Annotated in this window: 19 protein-coding genes; 12 read left to right on the top strand and 7 right to left on the bottom strand. The window is 70.0% G+C overall.

Translation table 11 applies throughout. The features are described from left to right. The first annotated feature begins 124 nt into the window (after positions 1–124). On the top strand, positions 125–664 hold the full coding sequence (locus IF655_RS02970; protein WP_199581903.1) for a TspO/MBR family protein: 540 nt from the start codon (positions 125–127) through the stop codon (positions 662–664). Here IF655_RS02970 and gcvH read toward each other — a convergent pair. Next, positions 651–1034 (bottom strand): glycine cleavage system protein GcvH, encoded by a 384-nt coding sequence (gcvH, locus tag IF655_RS02965; RefSeq protein WP_199581902.1) that lies wholly within the window; start codon positions 1032–1034, stop codon positions 651–653. The genes IF655_RS02970 and gcvH overlap by 14 nt on opposite strands. Positions 1035–1268: 234 nt before the next feature. On the opposite strand from gcvH, the gene IF655_RS02960 reads away from it, so the two are divergent. Further along, entirely contained in the window at positions 1269–2270 is a 1002-nt protein-coding gene (locus IF655_RS02960) for a mechanosensitive ion channel family protein (RefSeq protein WP_199581901.1), read from the top strand. A gap of 61 nt (positions 2271–2331) precedes the next feature. Here the strand turns inward: IF655_RS02960 and IF655_RS02955 are convergent, their stop codons facing one another. After that, entirely contained in the window at positions 2332–3498 is a 1167-nt protein-coding gene (locus IF655_RS02955; protein WP_199581900.1) for a CdaR family transcriptional regulator, read from the bottom strand. 255 nt (positions 3499–3753) lie between these two features. Between IF655_RS02955 and IF655_RS02950 the strand changes: the two genes are divergently transcribed. After that, positions 3754–5280, top strand: coding sequence for a long-chain fatty acid--CoA ligase (locus IF655_RS02950; RefSeq protein WP_199581899.1), 1527 nt, complete (start codon positions 3754–3756; stop codon positions 5278–5280). Positions 5281–5347: 67 nt separating this feature from the next. Here the strand turns inward: IF655_RS02950 and IF655_RS02945 are convergent, their stop codons facing one another. Beyond that, positions 5348–5680 (bottom strand): hypothetical protein, encoded by a 333-nt coding sequence (locus IF655_RS02945; protein ID WP_199581898.1) that lies wholly within the window; start codon positions 5678–5680, stop codon positions 5348–5350. A gap of 234 nt (positions 5681–5914) precedes the next feature. On the opposite strand from IF655_RS02945, the gene IF655_RS02940 reads away from it, so the two are divergent. The 6 genes from IF655_RS02940 (at position 5915) to IF655_RS02915 (ending at position 11273) form a co-directional block, all read left to right on the top strand. Beyond that, complete coding sequence (locus IF655_RS02940; RefSeq protein WP_199581897.1) at positions 5915–7198, top strand: acyl-CoA dehydrogenase family protein; 1284 nt, start codon at positions 5915–5917, stop codon at positions 7196–7198. 30 nt (positions 7199–7228) lie between these two features. Further along, the gene (locus IF655_RS02935; protein WP_199581896.1) at positions 7229–8446 is read left to right on the top strand and encodes a CaiB/BaiF CoA-transferase family protein; all 1218 of its coding nucleotides are present in this window, start codon (positions 7229–7231) and stop codon (positions 8444–8446) included. A gap of 51 nt (positions 8447–8497) precedes the next feature. Continuing rightward, a complete protein-coding gene (locus IF655_RS02930; RefSeq protein WP_199581895.1) occupies positions 8498–9277 on the top strand; it encodes a crotonase/enoyl-CoA hydratase family protein in 780 nt (259 codons plus the stop codon). 49 nt (positions 9278–9326) lie between these two features. Beyond that, positions 9327–9533, top strand: coding sequence for a hypothetical protein (locus IF655_RS02925; protein ID WP_199581894.1), 207 nt, complete (start codon positions 9327–9329; stop codon positions 9531–9533). Beyond that, entirely contained in the window at positions 9530–10489 is a 960-nt protein-coding gene (locus IF655_RS02920; RefSeq protein WP_199581893.1) for a hypothetical protein, read from the top strand. Before IF655_RS02925 ends, IF655_RS02920 begins: the two co-directional genes overlap by 4 nt. 133 nt (positions 10490–10622) lie before the next feature. Then, a complete protein-coding gene (locus IF655_RS02915) occupies positions 10623–11273 on the top strand; it encodes a dienelactone hydrolase family protein (RefSeq protein WP_199581892.1) in 651 nt (216 codons plus the stop codon). 3 nt (positions 11274–11276) lie between these two features. On the opposite strand, the gene polX is transcribed toward IF655_RS02915, so the two are convergent. Next, positions 11277–13040 (bottom strand): DNA polymerase/3'-5' exonuclease PolX, encoded by a 1764-nt coding sequence (gene polX, locus IF655_RS02910; RefSeq protein ID WP_199581891.1) that lies wholly within the window; start codon positions 13038–13040, stop codon positions 11277–11279. Positions 13041–13152: 112 nt separating this feature from the next. Here polX and IF655_RS02905 point away from each other — a divergent pair, with 112 nt between their 5' ends. Continuing rightward, positions 13153–13365, top strand: coding sequence for a hypothetical protein (locus tag IF655_RS02905; protein WP_199581890.1), 213 nt, complete (start codon positions 13153–13155; stop codon positions 13363–13365). A gap of 19 nt (positions 13366–13384) precedes the next feature. Here the strand turns inward: IF655_RS02905 and dnaK are convergent, their stop codons facing one another. From dnaK to IF655_RS02890, 3 genes are all read right to left on the bottom strand, one after another. Continuing rightward, positions 13385–15259 (bottom strand): molecular chaperone DnaK, encoded by a 1875-nt coding sequence (dnaK, locus tag IF655_RS02900; RefSeq protein ID WP_199581889.1) that lies wholly within the window; start codon positions 15257–15259, stop codon positions 13385–13387. A gap of 6 nt (positions 15260–15265) precedes the next feature. Continuing rightward, positions 15266–15784: a hypothetical protein gene (locus tag IF655_RS02895; protein ID WP_199581888.1), complete on the bottom strand. Its 519-nt coding sequence runs from the start codon at positions 15782–15784 to the stop codon at positions 15266–15268. Between the two features lie 68 nt (positions 15785–15852). Then, positions 15853–16581 carry an MgtC/SapB family protein gene (locus IF655_RS02890; RefSeq protein ID WP_199581887.1) on the bottom strand — a complete coding sequence of 243 codons (729 nt, stop codon included), beginning with the start codon at positions 16579–16581 and terminating at the stop codon, positions 15853–15855. Between the two features lie 180 nt (positions 16582–16761). Between IF655_RS02890 and IF655_RS02885 the strand changes: the two genes are divergently transcribed. After that, positions 16762–17220: a MarR family winged helix-turn-helix transcriptional regulator gene (locus IF655_RS02885; RefSeq protein ID WP_199581886.1), complete on the top strand. Its 459-nt coding sequence runs from the start codon at positions 16762–16764 to the stop codon at positions 17218–17220. A gap of 64 nt (positions 17221–17284) precedes the next feature. Next, complete coding sequence (locus IF655_RS02880; protein ID WP_206775413.1) at positions 17285–18625, top strand: MFS transporter; 1341 nt, start codon at positions 17285–17287, stop codon at positions 18623–18625. The last annotated feature ends 54 nt before the right edge of the window (positions 18626–18679 follow it).

Here is an 18679-nt window from a genome sequence, read left to right as displayed (position 1 = left end):
GTCTCTCGTACGACGCGTCCGCCCGTGTCCCGTCGGGCGCGCGTCCCGCCCCACGGGTTCCCCGTTGTGGGCGGAAGATCCGTTCGTGCGGGCCGCACCGGGAAAGGGGGTACGGATGACCTTCGTGAGGACCACTCGACAGAATCCGCCGCCGGGCGCCACGCGCCGGTGGACCGCCACTGCCGCCGTCGCGGTCGCCGCGACCGCCGTGGCCGGGGCGCGCGCGGTCGACGCCGACAGCACCTGGTACCGGTCACTGGACAAGCCCGCCTGGCAGCCGCCCGGCTGGGCGTTCGGCGCGGTCTGGACGCCGCTGTACGCGTCGATCGCCTGGGCCGGAGGAAGGGCGCTCGGCCGGACGCGGGGCCGGGAGCGGGCGCGACTGGCCGTCGCCCTGGGCGCCGACCTCGCGCTGAACGCCGCCTGGAGCCACCTCTGCTTCCGGCGGCGGAACCTGGCGGCCGGACTGCTCGGCACCGTCCTGCTGGACCTCGGCAACGCGCACCTCCTGCGGCGAACGGCTGCCACCGACCGGGCGGCAGCCCTCGCCCTGACCCCCTACGCGGCCTGGTGCCTGTTCGCCACGGCGCTGAACGCCGATCTCCTCCGGCGCAACGCGCGGAAGGGAACGCGGTCGGGACCGGGAGGGTTCACTCCGCGATGACCGCCTGGTACGCGGTGGCGTCGAGAAGCTTCTCGTAGTCGCTCGTGTTCGACGGCTTGAGCCGGACGAGCCAGGTGTCGTAGGGCTCCTGGTTGATCAGCTCGGGGTCCTCGGCGACCTCGTCGTTGACGGCGATCACCTCGCCGCCCACCGGCGCGTAGAACTCGCTGGCGGCCTTGACCGACTCGACCGTACCGACGGGCTCACCAGCCTCGAAGGTCTTCCCGATCACCGGGAGCTCCACGAAGACGACATCGCCGAGCGCCTTCTGCGCGTGGTCGGTGAGTCCGATGCTCATCGCACCGTCGGCTTCCGGGCGCACCCACTCGTGAGACTCGGCGTACCGCAGCTCGGACGGGATGAGGGACATGCTCGCTCCAGGGGGTGTCGTAGCCGATCGGGCGGCTCATCATGCCCGAGATGATCACGGAATCGGGCGAGGCGTCCCGGTACGGCGGACGAAGTGTCAACGGGGGTTGACGGGCGGCGGGAGGGCGGTCGGCGGCGGGACCGAGAACCCCGTCCGACCTGGTCGATCATGCCTGGCGTGATCCGGGGTAGGGGCGGCACCCGAACGTGAAAGTCGTCAGCAAACGGAGTAGTCGTGCCGACACCGCACCTCGCCTCGCACCCCGAGGCAGCCACCGCCGTCCAGCTCGCCGCGTGGCCCGACTGGCTGGAGCAGCACACCACGGCGCTGGTCGAAGTGCCGCTGCGCATCGCGCTCATCGTCGTCGTCCTGGGAGTGATCCGCTGGGTCGCCCAGCGGGCCATCACCCGGGTCGTGCAGCGTGTTCTGGAACCCGGCGGAGAAGAGGGCGAGCCGCGCCGTCCGCGCTCCGGGCGAGGGGCAGCCGTTCTGCTCCGGGACCGCTCCCGCGCCTCGCAGCGCCGTGAGCAGCGGGCGCGGACGATCGGCTCGGTCCTCGGCAGCGTGGTCACGATCGTGCTGGCCCTGCTCGGCACCGCCATGATCCTCGACCAGGTCGGCATAGCCCTCGGCCCGCTGCTCGCGAGCGCCGGTGTGGTCGGTCTGGCCATCGGCTTCGGCGCGCAGAGCCTGGTCGCCGACTATCTCTCCGGGCTGCTCATCATGTTCGAGGACCAGTACGGCGTGGGGGACACCGTCGACCTCGGCGAGGCCGTGGGCGAGGTCGAGCACGTCGGTCTGCGCCTGACGCACGTCCGCGATCTGAACGGCGGTCTGTGGCACATCCGCAACGGCGAGGTCCTGCGGGTCCGCAACGACAGCCAGGACTGGGCCCGCGCCGTCCTCGACGTCGCCGTCGCCTACGACTCCCACCTCGACACCGTCTACCAGGTTCTGGAGGACACCGGCCGCGCCCTCCGCCAGGACCCCGCCTTCACCGACCTCCTCCTGGAGGACCCCAGCGTGTGGGGCGTGCAGTCCCTGGACGCCGACGGCGTCGTCGTCCGCCTCGCGGTCAAGACCGTCCCGCTCCAGCAGTGGGGCGTCACCCGGGAACTCCGCCGCCGCGTGAAGGAGGCACTGGACACCGCGGGCATCGACATCCCGTTCCCGCAGCGCACGATCTGGCTGCGCAACGAGGACACGGGCGCCGAACTCGCGGGACGCGCGGGCTGATTCGGCGCGGGGCCGGGGTCTCGCGCCCCGGCCCCGCCGATCCTGTCGCGGTGACGGTACGTCAGGTCATGGTTTCGGAACGGCTCGGCGTGTTGGCCTCGTCCGTGGCGGCGGGGTGAGCCGGGCGCAGGACCGACGTCCCCAGGTGCTGACACGCCAGGAGGGCGACCTCCAGGTCGGTGCGGCGTTCGGCGACCGGGCTGCCGACGGCCTCCTCCGCCTTGCGGACCCGGTACTGCACCGTGTTCTTGTGGAGGATCTGCCGGTTCGCGGTGGCGGTGTAACTGCAGCCGGTACTGAGGAAGACGAGCAGGGTCTCGCGGAGGCGGGCACAGTGTTCGTCGTCCACGGCGAGATCGCCGAGGACGTTCCACACCCAGGTGCGCGTGTCGTCGATGTCCGCGCACAGCAGGGCGACGGGACTGACGGCGCCGAAGACGGTCACCCGCGAGCCGGGCGTCGCCGCCATCGCCAACTCCTGCGCCCTGAGCGCCTGTCGGTGCGTGGTGCGGAATCCCGCCGCACCGTGCTCGACATCTCCCACCGCCACACGGGCACTTGAGTCCCGGTTCTCCACCACGGTCGGGATCACGTCGAGAGGCACCGCGCGGTTCGTTCCGCAGGGCAGCCACGCCCAGGCCAGGCAGTCGTCCTGCACGATGAACAACGGACGCTCACGACAGCCGAGTTGACCGGCGATCTCGCTCGCGAGGCGGTCGAGGCGGTCGATCCGGCTCTCGTCGGAGGACGTCATCTCGGGGAGCCAGAGGATGATTCCGACATGGTTCTGGTCGAGCCGGTACCCGAGGTCCGTGTCGGCGCGTTCCCTGTCCACCTGCTCGTGCCCGATCAACGCCTTCACCTGAGCGGTCCGTACAGCGGTCTGGTTGCGCAACCACCTGTCCCGCTCGGTCTGGTGCACCTCGATCACGTACTCGGACACCTGGTCGATGTACCGGAAGCTCATGGTGAGCATGCGGTGGGCGGCAGCCGCGCAGACCTCGCCGTCGGGGTCCTGCTGGCTCAGCTCCCGCATGCACCACTGCAGGAAACGGCAGTGGCCGATGCGGTAGGCGCGCACGAGCGCGCTCACCGAGATTCCCCGCTGGGCCAGTCGCCGCGCGTACTCGACCGCCGCGGGCGGACTCCCGACGTTCTCCGACGGGACATTGCTCTCGTACATGTGCAGGATCGTGGCGATGTTCTCGTTGACGCTGGCTCTGTGCATGGCGAAAATCGCTTCGTCGCCCCGCAGATCGGGGATCTCCGAAACGATGTATTCCCATACGTCTTCGGTGACCTGTGAAATGTGCACCTTGACTTTCGAAGCCACGGCCGACAGCAGTCGTGCGACCTCGGTGCTGTTTGTCTCCACGGAAGTACTGTACTGCGAAATGGTCGTACAGTGGAGTTCCGGACGGATTGGTTATTCGTGTCCGTAATTTCTCCGAAGGTCACGCCCGACAGTTGGGGTGAGTACGACGTGAATCTCGCAGCGCAAGTGACAGTCAGTGCCCAGGTCCACCCGGACCGAACGGCTTTGCGTATCGGAGACCGCACCGTCTCCTATCGCTCACTGGACGACCTCAGTGCCCGTGCGGCGGATTTCCTTCGGGAGTCCGGTCTGAGACCGGGGGACAGGGTGGGGATCATGCTGCCGAACACCCCCGAGTTCGCGATCTGCTATTTCGGGGCGCTTCGGGCCGGGGGTGTCGTCGTGCCCATGAACCCCCTGCTCAAGTCCCGGGAGGTCGCCTATTACCTCGGCGACTCCGGGACCCGGCTGCTGTTCGCCTGGCACGACGTCGCCGACGAGGCGCGGGCCGGAGCCGGGCAGACCGGAGCCGAGGTGGTCGTCCTCGGCTCCGACGGCCTCGACGAGGTCTTCGCGTCCAGGAACGCGTCCGCCGACGACGTGGTCGACCGAGGCGAGGGCGACACCGCGGTGCTCCTCTACACCTCGGGAACCACAGGCCGACCGAAGGGTGCCGAGCTGACCCACGCCAACCTCACCCGCAACCGGGACATCGTGGCCACCGAACTGCTCCGGCTCGCGCCCGCCGACGTGATCTTCGGCGGCCTGCCGCTGTTCCACGCCTTCGGGCAGACCTGCACCCTCAACGCCGCGGTCGCCTCGGGCGCCTGTCTGACCTTGCTGCCGCGATTCGACGCGCGACGGGCGCTGGAAATCCTCTCCGGGCATCAGGTGACGGTCGTGGCCGGAGTGCCGACCATTTTCGGCAGACTGCTGGAGCAGCCCGACCTGGATACTTTCGACGACTCCCTGCTCCGGCTCGCCCTTTCCGGTGGAGCCGCCCTGCCGCCCCAGGTGCAGCATGATTTCCGGGAGGCATTCGACTGTGTGGTGCTAGAGGGATACGGCCTGTCGGAAACCTCTCCCGTCGCCTCGTTCAATACCCTGCGATCCGGACCCCGGCCCGGTTCGGTGGGGACTCCGATCACCGGTGTGGAAATGCGCGTGATCGGTCATGACGGTGAGGAACTCCCTCGCGGCGAAATAGGTGAGATCGCGATCCGTGGACACAATGTGATGAAGGGATACTGGCAGCGCCCCGAGGAGACCGCTGAAGCGATACGGGACGGCTGGTTCCACACCGGTGATCTCGCCCGGGTCGACCAGGACGGGTATTTCTGGATTGTCGGCCGGAACAAGGATCTCATTATTCGCGGCGGCTACAACGTGTATCCACGGGAACTGGAATCCGTGCTGTACGGGCATCCGGCGGTCGCCGATGCCGCCGTCGTCGGCCTTCCCGATCCCGATCTGGGCCAGGAGGTCGGTGCGGCCGTCGTCCTCAAGCCGGGCGCGCGGGCGACGGCCGACGAACTGCGGGCGTACGTCAAGGACCGGGTCGCCGCCTACAAGTATCCGCGCAAGGTGTGGATCACGGACGCGCTGCCGAAGGGACCCACCGGCAAGATCCTCAAGAGGGAGATCGTCCCTCCGACTGGTGCCGGTGCCGGTGCCGGTGCCGGGGCGGGCGGGTGAGGGCTCCCGACCCGCGATGGGCGGCCCGCCGGTCGCGGGTCGCCCACCGTCTCAGGTCGCGTCGGGGTCAGTGACCGCCACCGCCGTGACCGCCACCACCGCCGTGACCGCCACCGCCATGGCCACCATGACCGCCGTACCCGCCGTGGCCACCATGGCCGCCGTAGCCGTCATGGCCGTAACCACCATGGCCCGACCAGCCGTAGTCGTCATCGTCGTCGTCCCACCAGCCGTTGTGGTGGTGCCCGCCACCGTCGTCGCGGCTGTAGCCGTAGGTGCTGTGGTCGGTGTGCGACGGGGCGGCGGAAGCGGTGCCCGCCGCGCCGAGGGCGGTCCCGCCCGCCAGCAGGAAGCCTGCGGCGGAGATCGCGGCAAGACGCCGTGTGCGCTGTGATCGCATGGGAGGTTCCTCCATCGTCTCTCGCGGTTCGTCGGCCTTGCGTGCCGCATGCAGCGGCTTCACGCACCGAGCCTACGAGCCGGGCGAAACCGGCAAAACGGTCTATGGGCATCAATATCGCCGGAAACTTCGTACTCTGCGCACAATGTCTGCCGCGCCGCCCGCTCCTAGCCTCGAAACCACAGGGGCGACCGGTGACGAATCCGGTCCCCGCAGCCCGGAAGGACGCAGCACATGAACGCGACACAGGGCACGGCAGCAGACGCGGGCCAGGGCACTCTGGGCGCCGTCGGACCGGCGGGCAACGGACAGGTGGTGCAGCCGCCGGTGCTGGGCGGTCCCGAGCACTCCGACTACTACCTGCTGGAGGAGTTGCTCACGGAGGAGCAGCAGCGACTCAGGCACGAGGTCCGAGACTTCATGAACCAGGAGGTCCTCCCGGTCATCAACCCCTACTGGGAGCGCGCCGCGTTCCCGCACGAACTGGTGCCGAAGCTCGCGCAGTTGGGTATCGCTGGCTTCCAGGTTCCCGGTTACGGCTGTCCCGGGATGAGCAACGTGACGGCCGGGATCGTCATCATGGAGCTGGCCCGCGGCGACCTGAGCATCTCCACCTTCATGGGCGTCCACTCGGCGCTCGCCATGGCATCCATCGCGCTGCTGGGCTCGGAGGAACAGAAGCAGCGCTTCCTGCCGCCGATGGCGCGTCTGGAGAAGATCGGCGCCTTCGGTCTGACGGAGCCCGCGCACGGCACCGACGTGGTCAAGCTCCAGACGACCGCCCGCCGGGACGGCGACTCCTATGTGCTCAACGGCTACAAGCGGTGGATCGGCAACGCCACCTTCGCCGACCACGTCATCATCTGGGCACGCGGCGACGACGGGCACGTGGGCGGCTATGTGGTCGAGAAGGGCACCCCCGGTTTCGACGCGGAGGCCATCACGGGCAAGACGGCGCTGCGTTGCGTGCAGAACGCGCAGATCTCCCTGAAGGACGTCCGGGTTCCGGCCGAGAACAAACTGGAGAACTGCCACACCTTCCGCGACACCGAGAAGGTCCTGCTGGCCTCACGCTACTGCGTGGCCTGGGAGTCGGTCGGCGCGGCCATCGCCGGGTACGAGACAGCGCTGGCCTATGCCAAGGAGCGCAAGCAGTTCGGGATGCCCCTCGCGGCCTTCCAGCTCATCCAGTACCGGCTCGCGCGGATGCTCGCCGACGTCACCGACATGGTGTGCATGCAGTTCCGGCTCGCCCAGTTGATGGACGAGGGCAAGTACTCGATGCCGCGGGTCTCCCTGGCCAAGATGCACTACACCGAGCGTGCCCGCGCCATCCTCGCCGACGCCCGCGACATGCTCGGCGGCAACGGGATCATCCTCGACTACCACGTGGCCAGGCACCTGTGCGACATCGAGGCCATCGACACCTACGAGGGCACCGACACCGTCCAGGCGCTGATCGTCGGCCGAGACATCACCGGCTACAACGCCTTCCTGCCGGCGACACCGGCCCGCTGACCCCGACCCGCTCGGAAGGGATGAACCGTCATGACCGACACGCCCCTGCTGGACGGACTCCACGTCGTGGACGTCGCCAGCTTCATCGCCGGCCCCGCCGCGGCCACCATGCTCGGCGACTTCGGCGCCGACGTCGTCAAGGTGGAACCGCCCCGCACCGGCGACTCCTACCGCGCCCTCAGCCGCGTCCCGCCCAACCCCCGTGTCGACGGCGTCAATTACCCCTGGCAACTGGACAACCGCAACAAGCGCAGCATCGCCCTCGACCTGAAGTCGCCCGGTGCCAGGGCCGTGCTCGAACGGCTCGTGAAATGGGCGGACGTGTTCGTCACCAACTTCCCGCCCCGCACCCGGACCAAGCTGGGCCTGGACTACGACGACCTCGCCTCCCTCAACCCTCGGTTGGTCTACGCCGACATCACCGGCTTCGGCGAGGAAGGACCCGATGCCCACCTGCCGGGGTTCGACGTCACCGCCTACTGGGCGCGCAGCGGACTGATGGACGTCACCCGCCAGCGCGACGCGCCGCCCGCCATGAACGCCTTCGGCTCGGGCGACCACCCGACCGCCGTCACCCTGTACGCGGGCATCATGACCGCGCTGTACCGGCGGGAGCGGACCGGCGAGGGCTCGCGCGTCGAGGCGTCGCTGATCGCGGAGGGCGCCTGGGCGGCGAGCATGTGGCTCCAGGCCGTACTCCTCGGCGGCAAGTCGCCGCGCCCCGTGGACCGTTCCGACCCGCCGAACGCGCTCGCCAACGCCTACCGCACCGCGGACGACCGCTGGCTGCTGCTGGCGTTCGCCAACGAGGACAAGCAAGTCCCCCTGTTCCTCAAGGCCATCGGCCGTCCCGAAGCCGCGCAGAACCCCAAGTACGCCGACACGCCCAGCCGTCGCGCCCACGCAGCCGAGATCGCCGCGCTCCTCGACAAGACCTTCGCCGCCAAACCCCTCGCCGAATGGCGCGAGGTGCTCGACGCCGCCGGACTCACCTACGGAGTCGTCCAGACCATCGAGGAGTTCGCCCACGATCCGCAGCTCGTCGCCAACCGGATCGTCGTCCCCATCGACGACGGCAGCGCCTCGCCGCCGCTGACCGTCGACAGCCCCGTACGACTCGACCAGGCGCGCAAGGTCCCGCCGCGCCCCGCACCCGACCTCGGCGAACACACCGACGCGGTACTGCGCGACGTGGGCTACGACGACCAGCAGATCACGGACCTGCGTACGGCCGGAGTGGTCGGCTGAAGACGAACGGGAGGGACAACCACCCGGGGGCGGGAGAAGGGAACCGGCATCATGACCGAGCCGACGAGCACCCCCGTGGTGCGCACCGAACAGCACGGCAACGTCTTCGTCATCACCATCGACCGGCCGAAGGCCCGCAACGCCGTCGACGGCGCCACCGCGCACGCGCTGGCAGCCGCCGTCGACGAACTCGAACGACGCGACGACCTCGTCGTGGGCGTCCTCACCGGAGCGGGCGGCGTCTTCAGCGCCGGGATGGACCTCAAGGCATTCGCACGCGGAGACACGCCCGTCATCGAGGGACGGGGATTCGCGGGCATCACCCGCACCGACCTCAAGACTCCGCTCATCGCCGCCGTCGAAGGCTACGCGCTGGGCGGCGGCACGGAGATGGCGCTCGCCTGCGACATGATCGTGGCCGCGCGGAACGCCACCTTCGGCCAGACCGAGGTCCACTACGGCATCGTCCCTCCCGAGGGTGGCATGGTGCGCCTGCCCGAGCGCATCCCCCGCAACATCGCACTCGAACTCCTGCTCACCGGGGACCCGTTGCCCGCCGAACGCGCAGAGCGGCTCGGCCTCGTCAACCACCTCACCGACCCCGGAGGAGCGCTCACCACGGCACTGGAACTCGCCGACCGCGTCGCGCACAACGCCCCGCTGGCCATCGCCGCCGTCAAACGCGTCGTCAACGAGCGCACCGCCTTCCGCGACCAGGACGCCCTGCGCGAGCAGGACCGGATCGTCACCCCCGTCCTCGCCTCCCAGGACGCGCGGGAAGGCGCCCGCGCCTTCGCCGAGAAGCGCTCGCCCCACTGGCAGGGCCGCTGACACCGCCCCCGCGCCCGCGAGCGGACAACCACAGCCCGAGGAGAGCACCATGAACACACCCGGCGCATCGGTCGGCCTGTTCCCGCCGTCCTTCGAACCGGACTACGTCAGCCACGCGGTGAAGCCGTACCTGCTGGGCACCCAGAGCGTCGGCGAGCGCCCGGCCCTGCCGCTCATCGACCTCGTCCTGAGCAAGGAGAACGCGGCACGGGTGAGCGCCCAACCCCGAGGAAGAAGGGGTCACGTTCTTCATTGATCGGAACCAGCTTCACCGCCGTGCTCGGCCACTGGTTCCCCACCGAGGAGATCGTCCACGAGAACTTCATGCGGGTGCGCGAACTGCGGTCGTTCCTGCGCGAGTGGATCGACCGTCGGGTGCAGGCCGTCATCGACCGCGAAATCCCGGACCCGGAAGGGACGTTCGTCCACTACTGGCTCAAGAACGGCGGGGGAGGGGAGCACTTCCGGCGCAAGGACATCGTCTTCGAGTGCTTCCACAACTTCCTGGCCTTCAGCCAGTGGGGCAACATGCTCTACCGCACCATGAGCCGCATGGAGACGAGCGACGGCGACCCGGCCGCCCGCTCGTGGTTCACCCGGACCATGGCCGACGCCCCCGACCGGGCGGAGGGCGCGTTCACCCCGCTCGACCGGTACGTCATGGAGCTGTTCCGCACCATCTCCCCGAACCCCGGCAGCATGTCCACCGTAGAAGCCGTACGCGGGCTCGCCCCGGGCTCCCTCAGCGTGGTCACCCCCCACTCCGCCACCAGCCGCGACCCCCTGCACTGGCAGAACCCGGACGACTTCGACCCCGACCGCTACCGCACGGCACCCACCAGCGCCGACAACGACGAGAAGAAGAGCCACCAGGCCGGACTCGCCCGCTGCCCCTTCCCGCCCGCGCCGTTCACCGTCGAGGACGGTCGCCGCGCCGAGCTGACCAACAGCGCCTACGGCGCCGTCTACGGCGTGGTCGACGGCACGCCCTACCCGGTCTGCGACACGGCGGGCTACGCGCCCTTCGGCTTCGGCTACCGCCGCTGCGCCGGAGAGCAGCTCACCACGGAATTCCTCAAGGAAGTCCTGCGAACGGTCTGGAGAGACGGGATCGAGTTCCGCCGCCTCGGGCTCGAGCACCCGGAAAGGATCCCCGTCTCGCCCCGCACGGTCATCGAGGACGACATCGGCTTCGGGTTCGCGACCGCCTGAGAGGCGCTGAGGGAGTTCGATCCGCGAGGGCTGTCGGCCCCTCGTGCGGTGTGCAGACCCCCGCTGGGCGGGTACGCGGGAGGCGCCGTACGGAGGGGCCGGTGTCGACCGGTCCCGGAGGGAGATGGTCGCGGTGATCTCCGAGATGGTGCTGATTCCCGCCGAGGGCGCCGCGCTGGAGGGTGATCTCGGGTTGCCCGACGGGGCGCGGGCGGTGGTGTTGTTCGCGCACGGCAGCGGGAGTTCGCGGCACAGTCCGCGCAACCGCATGGTCGCCGGTGAGCTGCGGAACGCCGGGTTCGGGACCCTGCTGATGGACCTCCTCAGCGAACGCGAGGAACTGGAGGACGTGGTCAGCGGCGAGCACCGGTTCGACATTCCGCTGCTCGGGCGTCGGCTGGTGGCGGCGATCGACTGGCTGGCGGAGCCGGAGAGCACGAGGGAGCTACCCGTGGCGCTGTTCGGGGCGAGCACCGGTGCCGCCGCCGCGCTGGTGGCCGCGGCCGAGCGGCCGGTGCGGGTCTACGCCGTGGTCTCCCGGGGCGGGCGTCCCGACCTGGCCGGGGACGCGCTGGAGCAGGTGCGCGCCCCGGTCCTCCTGCTGGTCGGCGGCGACGACCCCGAGGTGCTGCGGCTCAACGAGGAGGCGGCGGCACGGCTGCGGGTCCCGCACGAGCTGCACGTCGTACCCGGCGCGACCCACCTCTTCGAGGAACCGGGCGCCCTGGAGGAGGTCGCGCGACTGGCGGGGGAGTGGTGCGCGGAGCGGTTGCGGGACCGGTGACACTCAGGAGCGGTTCCGGGCGCCGGACCGCCGTCCCTTGCGCAGAAAGCGCCGCAACCGCGTCTCCGGCCACGTGTTGATCACGTCGTCCCTGGTCAGCCACCCCCGCTGCGCCGTCCCCACGCCGTAACGCGTGTTGGCCAGGTGGATCGCCGCGTGGGCGTCGCTGTCGACGGCGAACTTCACGCCGTGGCGGCGGGCGCGCAGGATGTCCTCGTCGCGCAGGTCGAGGCGGTCCGGGTGGGAGTTGATCTCCAGGGCGGTGCCGGTGCGGGCGCAGGCGGCGAAGACCTCGTCCAGGTCGGCGTCCAGCGGTTTCCGCCTGCCGATGAGGCGGGTGGTGGGGTGACCGATGATGTTGACGTACGGGTTCTCGCAGGCCCGGACGATCCGCCGGGTCAGCGCCTCGCGGCTCTGGTCGAAGTGCGAGTGCACCGAGGCCACGCACAGGTCGAAGCCCGCCAGGAACTCCTCGGGCCAGTCCACGTCGCCGTCCGGACCGATGTTCAGCTCGACACCGTGCAGCAGCCGCATCCCGCGCCGCCTGCCCCGCTTGCCGTACGTCCCGTCGAGCTTGCGCACCTGCTCGCGCTGGGCCAGCATCCGTTCCTCGGTCATCCGCTGCATGTACAGGTCGGGTCCGTGGTCGGTGATCGCGAGGTACGCGTAGCCGCGCGCCGCGGCCGCCTCCGCCATCTCCTCCAGCGGGGCGAGTCCGTCGGTCAGATCGGTGTGGGTGTGCAGATCGCCGCGCAGGTCCGACTCCTGGACCAGGTCGGGGAGTTCGTCGCGCAGCCCGGCCTCGATCTCGCCCCGGTCCTCACGCAGCGGCGGCGGAATCCACGGCAGTCCGAGCCGGGCGTACACCTCCTCCTCGGTCTCGGAGACGATCTTCTCCCCGCTCTCGACGTCGAACAGACCGTACTCGGACAGCTTCAGCCCCTGGTGCACGGCCAGCTCCCGGGTGCGGATGTTGTGCGCCTTGGACCCGGTGAAGTACTGCAGTGCCGCGCCCCAGGAGTCCGGCGGTACGACCCGCAGGTCCACGGAGAGTCCCCGGTCGGTGCGCACCGAGGTCTTCGACGGGCCGTGGGCGATCACCTCGGTGACGTAGGGGAGTTCGGTGAACGCCTTCATCAACGGCTCGGACTTCTCGGCCGCCACGAGGATGTCGATGTCACCGATCGTCTCCCGCATCCGGCGCAGCGACCCCGCGCAGGTGCAGCGACGGCAGCCGGGCACCTGGGACAGCGCCGCCACGATCTCGTCCGCGAGGTCCATGGCCACGTCGATCAGGACGCGGTCGCCGGACGCCTGAAGCAACTCCACGCCGTGGAGGATCTTCTCCTCCGTCTTCGGGCCGAAGCCCTTCAGCTCGCGCAGTTTCTCGGCGTGGATCGCGTCGAGAAGTTCCTCGACCGAGGAGATGCCCAGCTCGTCGTAGAGCGCCATCGCCTTCTTGGGACCGAGGGTGGGAATGGCCGTCAGGCGCCGGACACCCGCCGGGATCTTCGCGCGCAGCTCTTCGACCGCCGTGACACCGCCGGTGCGGACGTACTCCTCGATCTTCTCCGCGATCGACTTGCCGACCCCGGGGATCTCCCGCAGCCCCTTGGCGTCGAGGGTGGACACGTCCGCGTGGTAGCCGCCGACGGCGCGCGCGGCCTTCTCGTAGACGCGCGCCTTGTACGCCTCCCCGCCGGTGATCGAGATCAGGTCCGCGTACTCCTGGAACAGCGCCGCGACGTCGTCATTGGGTCGAGTCATGCTGTACGAGTAGGCACGAAAGCGGCATTCATTCCTGCCCGTGGGCCGACAAGGACGCGGTGGGTCGACTTATGGTGGTCGTACGGGACTTTCGGACGGTCGCGAGGCGCCCATGCGAGTCGAACTGATCCCCCAGGCGGCGAACGTGCTCTTCGGCGTGCCCGACGAGACGCACGCGGAGATCATCGCGCTCATCGACGCGGTCACCAAGGACGCCGAGTCCGAACCGCCTGAGCTGGCCGCGGCGTTCGGCGAGTGGTGCTGGCTCGTCTACACCGTGCACGGCGATGTGATCGAGGTGCTGGACGTGGGCTGCGCCCGCTGAGACCGGTCTCTCGGCATGTTCAGCCCGTCTCCCGCTTGTCGTCGTCCACGATCTCGGCGTCCACCACCTCTTCGTCCGGGGAGCCGGTGGTGGAGCCCCCTTCGGACGGCGGCGGCTGGCTCTCCGCGCCGCCCGCGCTCTCCGCCCGCGCCGTGTCGTAGAGGGCGGCGCCGAGCTTCTGCGCCGACTCGCTCGCCCGCTCCAGGGACTGCCGGATCGCGGCGGTGTCGTCGCCCTTGAGCCGCTCCTTGAGGTCCGCGATCGCGGTCTCCGTCTCGTGGCGCGCGTCCGCCGGGATCTTCTCGGGGTTGTCCCTGATCAGCTTCTCGGTGGAGTAGACGAGCTGTTCGGCCTGATTGCGGGTCTCGGCGTCCTCGCGGCGGCGGTGGTCCTCCTCCGCGTACTGCTCCGCCTCGCGGACCATGCGGTCGATGTCGTCCTTGCCGAGCGCCGAGCCGCCGGTGACCGTCATCTTCTGTTCCCTGCCGGTGCCGAGGTCCTTGGCGGAGACGTGCATGATCCCGTTGGCGTCGATGTCGAAGGCCACCTCGATCTGCGGCACCGACCGCGGGGCGGGCGGCAGCCCGGTCAGCTCGAACATGCCGAGCTTCTTGTTGTACGCCGCGATCTCCCGCTCGCCCTGGAAGACCTGCACGCTCACCGAGGGCTGGTTGTCCTCGGCGGTGGTGAAGATCTCCGAACGGCGCGTGGGAATCGTGGTGTTGCGCTCGATCAGCTTGGTCATGATGCCGCCCTTGGTCTCGATGCCCAGGGACAGCGGGGTCACGTCGAGCAGCAGGATGTCCTTGACCTCACCCTTGAGGACACCTGCCTGGAGGCTGGCGCCGACGGCCACGACCTCGTCGGGGTTGACGCCCTTGTGCGGGTCCTTGCCGGTCAGCTCCCGCACCAGTTCCGTCACCGCCGGCATCCGGGTCGAACCGCCGACCAGGATCACATGGTCGATGTCGGACAGCTTGATCCCGGCGTCCTTGACCGCGCTGTGGAACGGTCCCTTGCAGCGCTCCAGCAGATCCTCCGTCAACTGCTGGAACTGCGCGCGGGTCAGCTTCTCCTCCAGGTGCATCGGACCGTCGGCGGAGGCGCTGATGTACGGCAGCGCGATGGTCGTCTCGGTCGCGCTGGACAGCTCGATCTTCGCCTTCTCGGCTGCCTCGCGCAGCCGCTGCACGGCCATCTTGTCCTTGGAGAGGTCGATGCCGTGATGGTTCTTGAACGTCGTGACCAGGTGGTCGACGACCCGCTGGTCCCAGTCGTCGCCGCCGAGGTGCGTGTCGCCGTTGGTGGCCTTGACCTCGATGACGCCCTCACCGATCTCCAGGAGCGACACGTCGAAGGTGCCGCCGCCGAGGTCGAAGACGAGGACCGTCTGGTCGTTCTCCTTGTCCAGACCGTACGCCAGCGCCGCCGCCGTCGGCTCGTTGACGATCCGCAGGACGTTCAGACCCGCGATCTCGCCTGCCTCCTTGGTCGCCTGCCGCTGCGCGTCGTCGAAGTAGGCGGGGACGGTGACCACGGCGTCGGTGACGTCCTCGCCGAGGTACGCCTCCGCGTCCCGCTTCAGCTTCTGCAGCACCCGCGCGGAGATCTCCTGCGCGGTGTACCGCCTGCCGTCGATGTCCCCCTCGTCGGGGAACCGCCAGCCGTGGTCGCCCACATGCCGCTTGACGGAGCGCGCGGTGCGCTCGACGTTCGTCACGGCCTGCCGCTTGGCGACCTCGCCGACCAGCACCTCGCCGCTCTTGGCGAAGGCCACGACCGACGGGGTGGTCCGGGTCCCTTCGGTGTTGGTGATGACGGTGGGCTCGCCGCCCTCCAGCACCGAGACCACCGAGTTCGTCGTACCGAGGTCGATGCCGACCGAACGCGCCATCTGGGCTCACCCTCCTCGCCTGTGCCCGGCCGACCGGGATTCCGCGACCGGGCCGTCCCGGAACCGGGTTGCCGGTCGGTCCGAAACGAAACTCGAACGGCTCTCCGTCAGCGCCGCTCTGGACGGGCCCTCGCCGGGCACCGGGAGCGGCTGCCGGTACCGCGTGGACGTGTCGAGCACCGGCGCGCTCCGCCCGAGCGCCCGAGCGACGCTCCGGGCCTGCGCCTCCGTCGGCGCCGAGACGGCGAGGAGCCGGAAGGGCGCGGGCGGACGGAGTTCCACGCACACGGCGGGTCTGCCGGGCCGTACGACGGTGAAGTCCGTCCCCGCCTGGTGGACGCGGGTGCCGGTCCGCCGGGTGCCGCGCCGGGGGAGTCCCCGCAGGGCACGCCACCAGTCGGGTTCGGCGGTCACCCGCCGGACCGCCGCCAGCGGTACGCGGACGTCGGCATGTCGGGCCGCCGCCCGTTCGCGCAGCGACAGGTGTACGACCAGTTCGTCACCGTCGACCGTCATCCGTGCCATGGCTCGGCTCCTCCCCTCCATTGTCCGTCCTGTCGGCGGGGAGGGGAGCGCGTCTCGGTGCGGGAGCGTCAGTCGTCGTCCGTGGACGCGTTGAGCGCGACGTCGATCACGCCGGGGTCCTGGAACAGCTCCGAGGCCAGCTCGCCGGTGTCGCCCATGCCCTCCAGTTCGAGCAGGACATGGGCGGCGGGGTCGGTCTGCCCGGGCAGCCGCTCGACCTTGACCTGGACGATGCGGAATCCGCGCTGAGTGCAGGTCTCCATGAGCCGGGGCAGCAGCGCGGTGCCGGTGCGGTAGGTCATGTGCAGCTCGTAGGCGGAGGGCGTCGAGGGCATCACCCCGGCGGCGAAGCGCGTGTAGCCGCGTACGACCAGGAAGTGCAGGGCGGTGACCGCGACGGCGAGGATCGGCAGCCCGCCCCCGCAGGCCATGCCGACCGCGCAGGTGAGCCAGACCGTGGCGGCCGTGGTCAGACCGCGTACCGCGTCACGGCGCACGAAGATGATGCCACCGCCGATGAAGCCGATCCCGGAGACGATCTGGGCCGCCACCCGCGAGGGGTCGAACGACACGTGCTCCAGACCCAGCACATCCGTGAAGCCGTACTGCGAGACCTCCATCATCAGGGCGCTGGCGATGCCGACCAGGGTGTGCGTGCGCAGCCCCGCGCTCTTCTGCTGGGCCGCCCGCTCCCAGCCGATGACAGTCGACAGCACCAGGGCCAGCCCCAGCTCCGCGAGCTGTCGCAGCCCCTGCCCGTTGCTCACGTCCCACAGCGGGACCGCCAGTCCGGTCATGCGCACCTCCACTCCGGCCCCTACGCCTACCCAGCCGGAGAGCCATGTCGCCCGTGACTGTTCGGAAGCGTTACCTCACGGATGGTAGTCCGTACGGGACCTTCGTGATCACGCTGCACAGGCAAAGCTGTACAGCCAAGCCTGTAGAGATTACGGTGGGTCGCATGAGTGAGAAGCCGCATGAGTGAGCACCCGAACCCCGGCGCCGGTCTGCCGCCCTCCGCGATCCAGGCGTCGCGCGACGTGCGCACGGTCATCAGCCGGTTGCGCCGCCGCATCCTGAAGGCGTCCGAGGTCGACGACCTCACCCTGGGGCAGGCGTCGGTCCTGGCCCGGCTGTCCGACAAGGGCGGGGTCACGGCGAGTGAACTGGCCGCCGACGAGGGCGTACGGCACCAGTCGATGACCGCGACCGTCGCCTCGCTCGCCGCGATGGGTCTGCTGGAGCGCCACCCCGACCCGGACGACGGGCGCCGCCTGCTCATCGTGCTGACGGCGGACGGCAGGCGCCGCGTGGCGGAGGGGCGGCAGGCTCGTACGGAATGGCTCGCGGGGCGGTTGCTGGAGAAGTGCACCGAGGACGAGCGGCAGACCGTGATCGCCGCCATGGCCGTACTGGAGCGGCTGACCCGTGACTGAGGCGAAGACGGACGCGATACCCGGGACGGGCAGGCCCGGCTTCGACCGGCGGCTGCTGCCGCCGATGATGCTGGGCTCCGTCCTCAACCCCATCAACTCGACGATCATCTCCGTCGCGCTCGTCCCCATCGGCGCCGCCCTCGGTGCGCCCGCCTCCCAGACCGCCTGGCTCGTCTCCGCGCTCTACCTGGCCACCTCGCTCGGGCAGCCCGTCGTGGGGCGGCTCATCGACCTGTTCGGGCCGCGCAGACTGTTCCTGATCAGCACGAGTCTGGTCGGCGTGGCCGGTGTCGTCGGCACCCTCGCGCCCGACCTCGGGGTGCTGATCGTCGCGCGCGTCCTGCTCGGGTTCGGCACCTGCGCGGGCTACCCCGCCGCGATGGCGCTGCTGCGCAGCGAAGCCCGGCGCACCGGCCACGACAGCCCCGGCGGGGTGCTCACCGCGCTCGCGGTCGCCAACCAGACCATCGCCGTCATCGGTCCGCTGCTCGGCGGACTGCTGATCGCGGTCGGCGGCTGGCGCGCCACCTTCGCGCTGAACGTCCCGCTGGCGGTGGCCGCAGTTCTGCTCGGCCTGTGGCGGCTGCCGAAATCAGCCCCCGCGACGGGCGAGCCCGGACCCGCGACCGCCCGGCTCGACCTGCCCGGCATGGCCCTGTTCGCCGCGACGCTCACCTCGCTGCTGCTCTTCCTGATGAACCTGCATCTGCGCGACTGGTACCTGCTGCTGATCGCCGCCGCCGCGGGCACCGCCTTCGCGCTGCGGGAACTGCGCGCCGCCGACCCCTTCATCGACCTGAGGGTCCTCGGCGGCAACACCCCGCTGATCGCGACGTACGGCCGCGCGCTCGTCGCCTATGTCGTCTCCTACGCCTTCCTCTACGGCTTCAGCCAGTGGACCGAGGAGGGCTACGGGCTCAGCCCCTTCCACGCCGGACTGGCGCAGATCCCCATGTTCCTGATGGCCATCGGGGTCTCGATCGTCTCCGGGCGCCGCAAGGGCGTGCGCGCCAAGCTGCTGACCGGCGCGGTCGGACAGATCGTCGCCTGTCTGCTGATCCTCACGCTCTCCGGGAAGAGCCCGTTCTGGATGCTGCCGCTGACCGCCCTGGTCTTCGGCGTCCCGCAGGGGCTGAACAACCTGGCCCTGCAGAACTCCGTCTACTTCCAGGCCGACCCCGACCGCATCGCCTCCTCGGCCGGACTGCTGCGCACCTTCGCCTACCTCGGCTCGATGGTCGCCTCCTCCGCGACCGCCGCGTCCTTCGGGCGCCACGCCGACACCGGCGGGATGCACCACCTCGCCTGGGTCATGCTCGGCGCCGGTGTCCTCTACCTGCTGCTGACGGTGTTCGACCGCACGCTCGGCCGGGTTGCCACGCCCGACGCCCGGACGGCGAAGTGACCCCCCGGACGCGTCCACGAGTGACCCCCCGGACGTGTCCACGCACGAAAGGCA

Source organism: Streptomyces sp. DSM 110735 (assembly GCF_016482685.1).
Classification (GTDB): domain Bacteria; phylum Actinomycetota; class Actinomycetes; order Streptomycetales; family Streptomycetaceae; genus Streptomyces.
This window is presented reverse-complemented; position numbering and strand designations above follow the sequence as displayed.